10 protein-coding genes and 1 pseudogene are annotated in these 14061 nt (G+C 44.8%); 1 reads left to right on the forward strand and 10 read right to left on the reverse strand.

Annotation, left to right across the window (positions count from 1 at the left end):
• A pseudogene (locus AC1DPK_RS15285) lies at positions 1–82 on the forward strand (transposase); the annotation flags it as partial.
• Positions 83–205: 123 nt separating this feature from the next.
• Here the strand turns inward: AC1DPK_RS15285 and AC1DPK_RS15290 are convergent.
• The 10 genes from AC1DPK_RS15290 to AC1DPK_RS15335 form a co-directional block, all read right to left on the reverse strand.
• Entirely contained in the window at positions 206–1753 is a 1548-nt protein-coding gene (locus AC1DPK_RS15290) for an ABC transporter substrate-binding protein (protein WP_477510860.1), read from the reverse strand.
• A gap of 83 nt (positions 1754–1836) precedes the next feature.
• The gene (locus AC1DPK_RS15295; protein WP_076267076.1) at positions 1837–2727 is read right to left on the reverse strand and encodes a carbohydrate ABC transporter permease; all 891 of its coding nucleotides are present in this window, start codon (positions 2725–2727) and stop codon (positions 1837–1839) included.
• Between the two features lie 15 nt (positions 2728–2742).
• Positions 2743–3648 carry an ABC transporter permease gene (locus tag AC1DPK_RS15300; RefSeq protein ID WP_441884992.1) on the reverse strand — a complete coding sequence of 302 codons (906 nt, stop codon included), beginning with the start codon at positions 3646–3648 and terminating at the stop codon, positions 2743–2745.
• A 251-nt stretch (positions 3649–3899) separates the two neighbouring features.
• Complete coding sequence (locus AC1DPK_RS15305; RefSeq protein WP_339204804.1) at positions 3900–5471, reverse strand: response regulator; 1572 nt, start codon at positions 5469–5471, stop codon at positions 3900–3902.
• A 2-nt stretch (positions 5472–5473) separates the two neighbouring features.
• A complete protein-coding gene (locus AC1DPK_RS15310; protein WP_441884949.1) occupies positions 5474–7219 on the reverse strand; it encodes a sensor histidine kinase in 1746 nt (581 codons plus the stop codon).
• 92 nt (positions 7220–7311) lie between these two features.
• Positions 7312–9582 carry a glycoside hydrolase family 3 protein gene (locus AC1DPK_RS15315; protein ID WP_477510861.1) on the reverse strand — a complete coding sequence of 757 codons (2271 nt, stop codon included), beginning with the start codon at positions 9580–9582 and terminating at the stop codon, positions 7312–7314.
• Positions 9583–9711: 129 nt separating this feature from the next.
• On the reverse strand, positions 9712–10815 hold the full coding sequence (locus AC1DPK_RS15320) for a Gfo/Idh/MocA family protein (RefSeq protein WP_441884953.1): 1104 nt from the start codon (positions 10813–10815) through the stop codon (positions 9712–9714).
• Between the two features lie 22 nt (positions 10816–10837).
• Entirely contained in the window at positions 10838–11707 is an 870-nt protein-coding gene (locus tag AC1DPK_RS15325) for a sugar phosphate isomerase/epimerase family protein (protein ID WP_441961060.1), read from the reverse strand.
• Positions 11708–12281: 574 nt separating this feature from the next.
• Complete coding sequence (locus AC1DPK_RS15330; RefSeq protein WP_441884957.1) at positions 12282–13190, reverse strand: fumarylacetoacetate hydrolase family protein; 909 nt, start codon at positions 13188–13190, stop codon at positions 12282–12284.
• A gap of 41 nt (positions 13191–13231) precedes the next feature.
• Positions 13232–14005, reverse strand: a complete 774-nt coding sequence (locus AC1DPK_RS15335; RefSeq protein ID WP_339204810.1) for an SDR family NAD(P)-dependent oxidoreductase — start codon at positions 14003–14005, stop codon at positions 13232–13234.
• Positions 14006–14061 lie beyond the last annotated feature (56 nt).

The following is a 14061-nucleotide window of genomic DNA, read 5'->3' on the forward strand; positions in this document are numbered from 1 at the left end:
GTTTCTGCTTCRCAGCTTACCTAAGGTAAGTCTGGAGGTCGGGTGGCTTTCGCTTGCCCATAATCCTATGAAGCAAGCATAGACCAGAATAGAAAAATAGCAGTACAGGAATAGCTCTCCTGTACTGCTACCAATACTCCCGTTCAAAGTGAGCTATTCCTCAGCGAGCTTGATGCTTATGGGACAGCCCCCATTCAGCTTCTTCCTATTTTTTAGCTGCCGCCCAAGCGTCCAGCTGTTTTTGTTTCTCTGCGATAATTTTGTCTATTCCCGCTGCTTTCAACTGTTTATTGAATTCAGGCAGCTTCGAAACAGGATCGACCGTTCCGGTCTCCAGTGCAATTTTGTACTGGTTTTGCACATTCGTTACTGCCGCAATTTCTGTTTTGACGGCATCTGCATTAAAAGTAAAGCCAAGCGCTTTTGATTTCACGGCGTTTCTATTAAACTCAGCCAGCTGATTCCAAAGCTCTGGATCATCGCCATTCCAAATGTGTGAAAGCGATTGGTTGCCAAACATCCAGCCCATTTGCAGGTTGTAGCCTGAGTTTGTTGCATCCACGCCTTGCGGGTAATCAATGACATTGTCGGAAACCTTCACGTAATGCTTGTTCTCAATCCCGTAATCCAGCAAGTTGATGAAGTCTTTATCGGTATACATCATATTCAGCAGCATCATCGCTCTCTCAGGGTCCTTCGAGTTTCTTGCGATACTCCACATAATGGAAGTAATATTATACGTCGCTGTTGCTGCAGGGCGGAAATGTACCGATACCATCTCTTTGCCTGTAGATCTTGATTCCTGCGTCTCAATACCCGGCTTCATATGGGAAATGAACGAGAAAGCCTTGCCGGATTTAACTAGGTTGTATTGCGTCTCAGTGCTTGTAGCTGCATCCTTGGCAATATAACCTGCTTGATTCCATCTTCTCACTGTATTCAGCATTTCGGCATATTCCGGCGTCTCATACATATTCACGACCTTCAGGTCGTTGTCATAGCCTGGAAGCACGCCAAAGCCTTCGCCCAAGTTATCAAAGTAGCTGAGAACATAAATATCGAGAATAGATGTTCCATACTTAACTGTCGGAATCATATCCGGTTCATTATCTTTAATTGTTTTGAATACAGCGTCCAAATCATCCAAAGATTTAATCGCGGCAGTATCAATGTTATATTTTTCAACCAAATCTTTGCGCATCGTGATGCCATAATCTGCTGCCAAATCTCTGATACTTGGTACTGCATATATTTTTCCATCGATTCTCGTCGCATTCAAGAACGCAGTATCAAGGGAGTCTAGCGCTTCCGTAACCCCTTGTCCATTCTCAGCCAAGTATCCATCAAGCTCAAGAAGCTGCCCTTTAGCTACATCTTGGCTGTAGGTTCCAAGTCCGCTTACGATCAAATCCACCTGTTCATTACCCGACATCATTAGTGTCTTCTGCTGAGCCCATGCGCCAAAGCCGATAGGTACCAGCTTTACTGTCGCATTGATTTTTGCTTTCGTCATTTTGTTGATTTCATCCTGAACCAGCTTTAAATCCTTAGGCTCGCCCCCGACTGGAAATACCATAACTAGCTCAACAGGCTTAAGCTCCCCGCTGCCGTTGCCGCTTTTTCCTTCTGCTGTTTTCCCGTCGTTGCCTGCATTAGTGCCCTTGTTGTCTCCATTGCCGCATGCACTGATCACCATTGCGAAAGCTAGTACGATTAAGAGAAGCGTTTTTGCCACAAACTTGTTTTTTCTCATTGCTGTGACCTCCCTATTTTTATTTGTGATCCGATTCTATCTATAAATGCATGATCCATGCCGTTATAGCGTCTATGAAAGCTTTATCCTTTAACAGCACCAATCGTCAGACCTTTAACAAAATACTTTTGGAAAAACGGATAGGCGATCAACAGTGGAATGACCCCAATTGCGGCCATTGCCATCCGCATTGGCGCAAGCGGAATATTCGCTCCAATATCTGCATTACGGCTGCCTGCCTGCGTAGAAGATTGTAAAAACTGTACGTCCAGCAATATTCGATTGAGAAGGTTTTGAAGGCTATAATAATGACTATCTGTAAGATAGATTAAGCCATTAAACCAGTCATTCCAATATAAAATGGTGTAAAATAATCCTACTGTAGCAAGCACCGGCGTCGAGAGYGGCAATACGATCCGGTAAAATATTTTCCATTCCCTTGCCCCATCGATATAGGCGGATTCAATAATCGCTGTCGGAATTGAGCTTGCAAAAAAGGTTCTCATCAATATGATAAAAAATCCGTTCATCAAAAGGCCCGGTATGATTAAGGCCAGCATCGTATTTTTTAAATCGAAATAGTTGGTGTAAAGCAAGTACGTCGGTACAAGACCTCCGTTAAACAACATCGTAAAAAATACATAAAATGCGAGCGTATTGCGAAACGGCATTTCTAAACGCGAAAGCGGATAAGCGACCATCGCAGTAAGCGTAAGTCCAAGCGTCGTACCAATTATAGTCGTTAAAACCGTAATGCTGTATGCCCTTATAATGTCAGAAGAGCTGTTCCACAAATAGTGGTATGCAGAGAAGCTTATTTTATCAGGGAAAAATGCATAACCGCTGCGAACAAGCTCCATATCATCGGTAAGGGAGGCGGAGAACAGCAGCCAGAACGGCATGATGCAGAAAAAAGTGAACACTAGCATAACGATGTTAATGATCCATTGATAGAGCTTCCCCGATGCTTGCATAATACATCTCCCTCTCTAGAACAACGCGTTGTCTTTGTTGTATTTTCGTACGACAGCATTCGATAAAATGACCAAAATGAAACCGACCAATGCTTGGTACAGACCTGCGGCCGAGGACATCCCGATGTCGCCGAGGTTAATCAATGCTCGATAAACATAGGTATCAATCGTATTCGTAACTGGCATCAGCGCGCCTGTGTTAAGCGGAACTTGGAAGAATAAGCCGAAATCGGAGTAGAATATTCGTCCAATGGCAAGCAAAGTCATAATCGTAATAACCGACGATACGAGCGGTAGCGTAATCTTCGTAATTTGCTGCCACCGGTTAGCTCCATCGATCGTTGCTGCCTCGTAATACTCGTTATCAATGCCGATGATCGCTGCCAAATAAATGATGCACAAATTGCCTACGCCTTTCCACACGCTTACGAGCGTCAAAATCCATGGCCAATACTTGGTCTCACTGTACCAAGAGATAGGATCAAGCCCCATCGTCGGAAGCAAGGTTTTGTTCATGAATCCGTTCTCAACATCGAGGAAGCCGAGCACCAGATAGCCGACAATAACCATCGAGATTAGAAAGGGAAGCAGGATTAGCGTCTGATACAGCCTTGATAAGAAACGTTTGCGAATTTCATTAAGCATTATCGCAAGCGCTAATGCAATCCCCGTATTCAGCAGGATAAAGGTAATATTATAAAGCAGCGTATTTCTTGTAATGATGTAAGCGTCCGTTGTTTTGAACAAATACTCAAAGTTTTTAAAGCCAATCCAGTCACTGCCCATAATTCCTTTGGCAAAATTGATGTCCTTAAATGCGATCACGATTCCGAACATCGGCAAATAGTTGTTAATCAGCAGGTACAATAGGCCGGGCAGCGCCATCAGCACGAGGGCACGGTATTTCTTAACCTTTCTCATCTCCGATGCGAATGCTGCTTTCTTCTTCGTCTTCAATGAGACCTGCTTCATATTGGAGGGTGACGTCTCAGGATTTGCTTGCACGGGTCTCAACCACCTTTGGCTTCGTTTAATATGTTGCTTAACTAATAGTAGCGCAAACAAAATAGAGCCACTACTAATAATCCGACATCCGACTTTCGAGTTTCCGACATCATAAACGGGAAAAGAAAAATGCCGTCAGAGGGTCTCTAATCCTCTAACGGCATCGTTTATTTGGACGGACAGCCTTTGCGATAATACTGGGGTGTCATCGATACTTCTTTCTTAAACAACGTAGAAAAATACGAAAAATTCGAGAAGCCAACCGCGAGTGCGACGTTGCTGATCGTAGTATCGGTTCTTGCGAGCAGCTCCTTTGCAAGATTGATTCTTTCTTTCAAAATATAATCGGATATCGAGAGCCCCGTCTCTTTCTTAAACAGTTTAACGATATAATCAGGGCTTAACCCAATATAATCGGCGATATATTGTCTGGACAGCTCCTCATCGATGTGAAGCGCAATGTAGCGCTTGATCTTCTCGACCACCGTCTCCGTCGAATCCAGCTTTTCCATATGGACGAGCGCCTTCTCAAGCACATCCCGCACCCAATTCTGAAGGTTCGTCACGCTTCGTGTCGCTGACAAAATACGCTCTGGCGTCAAATGATCCGAAAAGATTTCATCCGCGCGCAGCCCCTGCTCATGCAGCGTATGCAGAACCATTTGCAGAAAGCTTTGATAAAATTGCTGCAGCCTTTTGGCGCCTAAGCACTCAATTCGTTTCCATGAATCCAAAAACTGCTGCGATTCATCGAGTACCTTTTTCTTATTTCCTTGCTTAATGAGCTCCGACCATACATTCATGGGCGGCATTGGAATCTGCGATTCCTTCTTTATTGGATCATCGATGAACATCACACAGTCTGCCATATTAACTTGATTCTTTTTAAAAGCGATCAAGCCTTCCACCATATCGCGCACTTCATGGACTTGTGCCGATTTGCCTATATAGCAGGACACGTGACAATATAAATAATGATTGCTCATCTCAATAAAAGACTGACAGCGCCTTTTGATTTCTTTGCTAAAAAGCTTGCCATCTTCTGTTTGCATAACATCCTGTGCAAACACAATGAGCATGTAATCAGCGTTCATCCGGACGATTTGTGCACTAGCAGCACGCTGAATAACGACCTCCTCAAGGGCGTTGTGGAGCGCATACTCCATAATTTGCAGATCACGGGCGGTTAATGATTTCTCCCAATGCTCGATACTGATAAGAACCGGCAGAAATGTCATAGACCTCGTGTACGGAAGCTTCTGCTTGCCGATAACCTCCAACATTTTATCCTGATTAGACGGAATGGCTTGCTTCAGTACATCCTGCCAGAAACGCTCAGCCACCATCGTTGCCGATTCCCGCTCCTTCCTGATTTTCTCGATTAGCTTCGTCATCACAAGCTTCAATTCATCATGCGGAACGGGCTTCAACAAATACTCGAAGCTGCCAAGCTGAAGAGCTTTTTTCGCATATTGAAAATCAGCGTGACAGGTAAGGAAAACACATTCGGTTTGGGGATACTGTTCACGTACCCATTCAAAGAGCTCCAGTCCGCTGCCCTGCGGCATTTCTATATCACAAATCATCATATCAAATGGCTGAAGACTAAATTCCTCCTTCGCTTGCCGAAGATTATGTGCGAGAGTGACACTTATAATGCCGAGCTCTCTCCAGTTCACACTCGATTTAATGCCGTTTGCGATAAAGATCTCATCATCAACGATTAATAAACGGTACATATTCACGACCTCATTTCTTTCGTTAAAGGCATCGTTATTTCAACTGCTGCACCATCTTCGTTATAAAAAGCCATGCTCGCCTTGTCCCCGTATAACAGCCGCAATCTGCGTCTTACATTCCAAATGCCAATATGCTCGCCATCTTCATTCATTAAATTAATTTCCTGCTGCAGCTTCTGCAAGACCTCCTCGGAGAAACCGCGGCCTGTATCATGAATTTGAATTCGCAATCTCTCTTCTGGCATCAATTCGCATCTTCCAATCGTGATCGCAATATGAGTCGGCTCATCCGTGTTAATTGCGTGTTTTATCGTATTCTCGGCAAAGCTTTGGATAATTAACGGAGGAATGTAACATTCCCTCAGCTCGCCATCAACAGTGATGTCGTACGTAAAGCTTCCGGGAAAGCGGAAGGTCTGGATTTTCAAATAGTTTTCACTATGATTAAGCTCATCCTGCAGAAGCACGTAATCCGTCTGGCTGCGGAACATAAACCGGAAATAGCGGATCAAGGAGAGGGACAGCTCCTGTATTAATTCGTACTTCTTCTCTTGCGCCAAGTAATAGACGATGTTCAAGCTATTCAAAAAAAAGTGAGGGTTAATTTGCAGCTGCAGCTGTTTCAGCTCTGCTTTCTGATTAATCAATTGCTCCTCATATACGTCAATTTTCAATTGTTGAATATCGCAGACCATGCTGTTGAACGTTTCATTCATCATCTCAAATTCATTGGAGGTCGGTTTATTCGGTATTCTTGCCTCCATATAACCTTCTTTGATTTTGCGCATGGCGACAATAATTCGATTGATCGGCAGCAGGACCACTTTACGCAGAAAATACAAAGCAATCACTAGAATGAGAATCGAGCCTGTCGCAATAAGCACAATGATTCTTTGCAGATAAGGAAGCTTCTCCAAAATATTTTGCTCGGGTACGACAGCTACTAATCCAAATTCACCTTTGCCTGACTTTTCGCCCATGACGAGGTAATTGTTGTCTGCGCCGGAAAGCTGATACGTCTTAGAGATATAGGATAAATCGATTTTATTTTTTTCGAAAAAGTCCTCGTCCTGTAGCGGTCTATTGCTCTCATCAACAAGCAGCGACCTGCCTTCCGATCCGAGGTCTAGAAAGTCCAGCGGGTCCATAACTCCGTCCACATTTACCCCTGCCCCAATGTACAGGTTGCCAGCCTTAATCATATGCAGCAAATAGTTTTGTTCTTTCAAATTCAGCACAGACCATTTATCGTACTGATAGCTTTTCATCGCTTGTTCATCGTTCAGAAGCGCAACAATTCCTTCCTTGATGAAATCATTGTTGGTATAAGCAGAGCCCGTCAGTTTAGGCGCGAACAACAAATCCTGATTCAAGGGTGAATAAATAAAAAAATAGTCCAATGCTTTATAATAAGTCGCATTGTCTCTTAACTCTGTAAATAGCCAAATTCGCTGCAAATTGTATAAATCTACATCTGCTTCTGGGAGACTATCGAGAATATTCAATCCGGATTCTTCCGCAGTAAATTTGAGCATGTAGCTATCTATATCCTCAAGCGTCGTGTCAATCAAACCCATGTATAGATTAAGCATATTGCTGTTGGACTGCGCCACTTGATTACGAACGACATCAATGGAATACAAATTGTTATAAATAAGAAAGGAAACCATCGGAATCATAATAAGCATAAGCCCTGTTACCAGCTTAAATCGAAGCGAATTAAAGAGAGAACGATTAAGTAATTTCAAGATTTGCTAAGCCCCCATTTGCCTCTTAAATAAAAAATAGAGCTATATACAACTATTAGCCGGGGATTAATCCCCGGCCGCACGTTATCAAACTATTTTTTCTTGCCGTAGCGTTTCGTCCTATCATCCACGATAATCCCGCTCCAGTTTAAGCCATATGCAAAATCATAAGCGTTCCCCTCGGAATCAACATGTACTTCCATATCGTGTGCAACATCTTCCAGCTGCTCCTCAACGGTCTTCATATTCGCAGGCATCTGCATCGGCAGCAGCCCTGAAGGCTCTGCTTCACCGGTAATAATATCTAGAATCGCTTGATCCTGTACCCCAAATGCAGCAATGATTGCATCGGCCTCTGCTTCAAATTCTGCAACGATAGAAGGTTTCGATAATTGCAGCGACACAATGACAGGTTTGCCTTTCATAACCTCTTTCGTTCTCAGTACAGCCTCCAAGTCCGAAGCATTTGTGGTCGTTACCGTTTTCCCCTTATAGGAGCGGTTTAACACATCTCTATCATCACCGGCTATACTAATTTCCCTAGTATGCTCTGCGGTATACGAGGTGTATTGCAAGCTTATCGGAACATAACCGTTTCCACCTGCTTCAGCATCTGCCTTGCTGTATCCGCTGCCGGAATCTGCCCCCGTAATGAACACCATTGCAAAATCAGCTATCTCCGGGTCATCCGTTACCTCGAAATATTTCTGTATAACATCCATATTGACGGGATATCCATCAAATGCAGCAGTCGGGAATCCGATCCAATTGGTACCTGCTGGTCTGTAGCGTTTAGGAATATAGACCGTCTTCAGTTTCTGTATCGGGAGAACGGTTCCTTTGTTTTTAAGCAAAACGAGTGATTTGAGCTGCGCTTCGTAGCCTGCTGTCATAAATTCAGCATTGCCGACAATGCGAGTGGTTTGTTCTGGATCGCAATACGGGTTCTCGAATAAGCCGACGCGGAACATGTTCTTCAAGAGCCTTACCGCTGACTGCTCAAACCTTGCTCGCATATAAGCTTCACCGTGCTCTGCCACACCGATATGGTAAGCTTCAATGACAGGACCCGCATCATTATTTCCACCGAATTGATCTACTCCGGCCATAAGTGCTTTGTAATGACGCTCCGAAACGGTATAACCTTCCTCAACCCCCCATGCACGTCCTCCTGGAAACAATCGTGTAATATCAGTGCCTTCATCGTCCGTAATTCCCCAGTCCGTGCACACGACACCATCGTAGCCATATTTATCACGAAGCAGGTTACCGATGATGTGAGCGTTGTAAGCATTGCCGACATTCTCGCCATTCACCTGATCTTGATTATAGGAAATCGTATAATAAGGCATGATGGCCGATGCTTTCTCCGTCCCTCCTGAGAGCTTGAATGCGCCGTCCAAGAACGGGATCAGATGCTCCTCGAAGTTGTTGCCTGGATATACAGCAAATTTGCCGTATCCAAAATGAGCATCTCTGCCGCCTTCGCCCGAACCGCCGCCCGGCCAATGCTTGACCATCGCATTTACGCTTCCTGATCCCCAGCCGTCTGATGGAGACTCTTCTTCAAACGAGGTCTGAAATCCGTCGACATAGGCTTTTGCCAAATCGGCTGACAGTCTTGAATCCTCTCCGAACGTGCCGTCGAAGCGTGACCATCTTGGTTCGGTCGCGATATCGATTTGGGGAGAAAGAGCGGTTGCAATGCCAAGCGCCCTGTATTCCTTAGCAGCGATCTTCCCAAACTGATGAACAAGCTCAGGATCAAAAGCTGCTGCAAGCCCCAGCGTTTCGGGCCACATGGAAATTGCGCCTCCCGCCCCTGCATTATATTCCTTGCTCGCATCGGACCCATGGCGCGGATCGCTGCTGTTATTCGCCGGGATGCCCAAACCTGTACTTTCGGCCAAGGCTTGTACTTTATTGTTCCAATGAGCAGCAATCTCCGGACTTTCAACAAAAGTAAGGAGCACATGCCGCAGATGGTCTTGGGTTAAAAACTTTATTTGTTCATCGGACAAATCATGCGGCTTCGCACCGCTCTCCGAATAGGGCTTGCCATTATAAGAGGCGGTGAAAAAGCCATGTGAAGCTGGAACAGCCTGATGTGCGCTGTACAACATCAAACCGGCAATTTGCTCGATGGACATTTTTGTGGCTAAATCCTTTGCTCGCTCTTCTGCCGGCAAGCGCCAGTCCTCGTATTTATCCAGCTTCCCATCCTTATTGAGGTCTTTAAATGCAAAACCATCTTCCACTATAATATTTACGCCTGAATTAGCTGAATATCCGAGTGTTGGGCCACCTTCATTTTTTACATATGTAATCGTTTCCAATTTTGTTTCAGTCCAATTATCACTCATGTCATTACTGCCTCCTAGGACGATTATCATATTCAGACATTAACGTATTCCCTCTCACTAGCGGAAAAACCTTCCCACTGATGGAAAGGCTCCCTTTTATATTGTTATTCCGTTAAATGAATTGAAACTTTATTCAAATTCTACAACTTTGCCCGTTTCAGCCGACTTATAGATCGCCTCTAAAATTTGCGTGACCACATAAGCTTGCTCTGGTTTTACGAGAGGCTCGGTATCATTAATAATACTATCGAGCCATTGTCTTGCCTCTTTCACGCCATCATCCTCAGCCCCTGGACCGAAGTAAGCAATGCCCCCGCTAAAGGAAGGTTTCGTCTCTACAAGCTGTCCGTGTTTGGCGCTATTAAAGATGACATCGCTTTTCCCAAACGTTGAGCTAGCTTTCATTTCTGCTCCGCCTTCTGTCCCGCAAAGCGTAGTCATCGCCTCTTTAGCATCGGTTGTATTTAATATCCATGACGCCTCCAAGAAAATCGTAGCGCCGTTTTCCATTTTAATAAATCCAAAAGCCGAGTCTTCTACATCATATCTTTCCGGGTCCCATGCCCCCATCATATTGCCTTCGAACTTATCCGCCATTTTATGATAGACAGAACCACTCACCGACTTCGGCTTATAGTTATCCATGAACCATAATGCCAAGTCCAGCGCATGCGTGCCTAAATCGATTAACGGTCCGCCGCCCTGCTGCTCTTTATCCAAAAAGACACCCCATGTCGGCACTCCGCGTCTGCGCACGGCATGAGCTTTAGTCATATAAATGTCTCCTAAATCACCTTCGCGGCATGCCTTATGCAAAATTTGAGAGTCATTTCTAAATCTATTCTGATAGCCAATCGTCAGTTTCTTGCCTGTCCGCTTAGCCGCATCTACCATTTTTTTGGCTTCAATTGAGTTGATCGCCATTGGCTTCTCACACATGACATGTTTGCCCGCTTCTAGTGCATCAACTGTTATATAAGAATGCTGCAGGTTCGGTGTTAATACATGAACAACATCAATTGATTCGTCTTCGAGCAGCTTTTTGTAATCGACATAAACTTTAGCGCCCTCGCTTCCAAAATCCTGAGCTGCCTTTTGCGCTTTCTCTTCAATAACATCACAGAAGGCAACCATTTCACCCATATGTGAAAGCTTGGCTAACGATGGCATATGCTTCTGGTTTGCGATACCGCCGCAGCCGATGATACCGATTTTAAGTTTTCCTTTGTTCATTGAACATTCTCCTCCTTATGGGCTATACATATTGTTGAAGCACGGTTAGATCCTTGCGAATGCTGCCAAACTTGTCTTCCGACTCGCCCTCGTTCTCCACAAGCGCATAACGGACATGCCCCATTGCGCGGATTTGCTCGTACACAGCTGCAAAATCAAACCTGCCTGTGCCAAGGTCAACGAAGTCCCCAGGGCCAATATGCTTCTGATAGATTTGAAATGGTTCAAGCCCCTCTTCGCTGCCTTGCTGCATAGCTTCCATAATATTGAGCTGGCCGGATAGATTATTGCTTATATCCTTCTGGTGGACAATATCACAACGATCGCCAAGCTTCTCTAACACATGAATCGGATCTATGCCTGCACGTACGACCCATGCCATATCGATTTCAAATTTCACATAGGATGGATCTGTATTTTCCAAAATCAAGTCGAACAGCGTTTGATCACCGACCGCTTTAAACTCATGCGCGTGATTATGCAGATAGAACTGGAACCCGCCATCCTTCATTTTTTTGCCGACACTGTTCATTTGCTCCGCCGCTTTCAGCGTATCCTCACGATCTTTGATCCACACGGATGGGAGCACGATTCGTTGGCAACCGATACCCGCGTAATACTTCATAAGCGAATCCCAGTCATGCGAAATCAATTCTTGCCCTGGCATCGTGCCTTCATGAACCGCTACTGCATTTAGACCAAGCTCACGAAACTTATCTCGAACCGCTTCCATAGGAATTTCATCGATATATCGTGTAAAGGACTTCATATTGAATCCGATAAGCTCAATATTTACATACCCTGCAGCAGCAACCTTCTCCAGCGTTCCAAAGTAATCCTCACCAAGCTCCCTGTATACGGAAAAAATATTAATGCCTGCTTCAATAGTCATTCGGCGAAATACCCCCATCTCGATTGGTTGATTGTGTTCTTATTTATTATGATAGAATACCGGAGACTTTCTTTCTTTCACGTATCCGTCATTCTATTATTGAATTTCCGCACTGTGGCTGTCGGAATGAAAGATTTGCCGCCAACTTTTTGGATAAAAAAAAGGGACTGTCTCAAAAGTAGAATTACCTCCACTTAAAACAGACCCTGTTTTTTTTGATAGAGCTTAGGCAAAACGATGTCCTTCCCTCATCCTACTTATAGCTAGCGAACCTAATAGCCCTTATTTAGAACATTCATCGTGGCTTATAATTGTAACGAACTCTAGAATCGTTATTTCGAGAAAAGTTGCTCATAACCACTTATAAAGCATGCTATAACGTTAATAAGGTTCGTTAAAATTAAAGAAAGGACGTTTTCTGCGTAATAAGCATAATACAGTTCGTTAGTGAAATAATCTTGAGATGTTATCCGCTGGATGAGCCCGTTTATAGCCAACCGCATGTCATTCTTTAATAATAAAAAAAAGAAAGCCTCAATGAAACAGGCTTTCTCCACTCACTGATATATGCTGTTTACTGAACTTCCTCTACAAACCGGTTCGTCAGCGAACCCAGCTTCTCGATTTCGATCGTAACCGTATCGCCAGCCTTCAGCCATACCCGCTTCTCTTCCGGGTAGCCGAGTACAACACCCTCAGGCGTTCCAGTAAGAATAATATCGCCTGGCGACAATGTCATATGCTGTGAGACATAGCTTACGATTTCATCACAGCTAAAAACCATATCCGAAGTATTGGACTGCTGACGTACTTCACCGTTAACCGTGCAGCCAATGGACAGATTGTTAGGGTCTGCAATTTCATCTGCAGTGACCAAATAAGGACCGAGCGGGCTGAACTTGTCCAGTGATTTGCCAAGCAGCCACTGCTGCGTGCGCATTTGCAGATCCCTTGCGGACAAGTCGTTGACGCAGCAATAACCGAAAACATGCTCCAGCGCCTGCTCCTTCTCGACATACTTTGTTTTCTTGCCGATGACGATAACTAGTTCAGCTTCGTAATCAACCTGACTTGTCACCTTTGTTGGAAGCGGAATATCTTCTCCATGAGCAGCTACGGTGTTATCGAATTTGTTGAACAAAATCGGATACGCAGGAATTGGAGCGTTGGTCTCATGCGCGTGTTTGCGGTAGTTCAGTCCGATGCAAATAATTTTGCCCGGCTCGGTTACACATGGGCCGAATGTAATATCCTCTTCGCGAAATAGGGCAGCAGAATATTGTTCTGAAGCTGCGGAGACTTCCTCCACAAACTGGCTTAACGAACCAAGTGCATCCGAGCCACCTTCGATCACTTCCATAACTGCTGTCGGTACATTCGGCTTATTGTTGATTTTGAGTGCCTCAACGATATCCAAGACGCCACTCGCTAATTTAACTCCTAAATGAGAGCCATTTTCTTTTTGAATGACAAGCAATTTCATAGTTATCTTCCTCTCTTTTGTGGATGATTCATACTGCCGCGTCAGGCATTTTTGCCGAACACGACGCCTCCATCAATATAAAGCGGTGAGCCCATCATAAAGCTCGACTCATCGGATGCAAGAAACAGTGCCGCCTTCGCTACATCTTCCGGACGGCCTAATTCATTGCTGAGCTGCCGTGATTTTAGCGATGCGATGGCAGCCTCTGGGTCCTCGTAAGAGGTGCGTAAATAGTTTTCAACAAACGGCGTCATAATCGTACCCGGCAAAAGTGCATTCACACGAATATTGTACTTAGCATAATCGACCTGCATCGATTTGGTAAGTGCCAGTACCGCTCCTTTGGTTGCTGCATAAGACGCGCGGTTTGCAAGACCCATCTCTGCAATACAGGAAGACATGTTAATAATCGTGCCGCTCGCTCGTTCCATCATATGAGGCAAGACATACTTGGAAGGCAAGTAAACCCCGCGAATATTGACCCGGATCACGCGATCCCAGTCATCCGGCTCCACCTCATGAAGCGCCCCTACACCGCTAATGCCGGCATTATTAAACAGGACGTCAATTCGGCCGTGCGCGGCAAGCGTTTCGCTTACCATGGATTGAACGGAATCTGGATCAGTAACATCCGCATAAACAAACGAAGCCCGCCCCCCTAGGGAGTTGATCTCTTCTACCGTTTCATTTCCTTTATCTGCGTTCAGATCGTTAACCACAACAAACGCGCCTTCCTTGGCGAATAGCAGCGCCGAGCTTCTGCCAATGCCTGAACCTGAACCGGTAATGAGGACAATCTTATCCGCTAATCTCATATACTAAGCTCCCTTCTATATTCGAATTCATGCCCCAAAACTAACCACGTGACTCA

The sequence above is a fragment of the Paenibacillus sp. 01T424 genome (genome assembly GCF_056398745.1).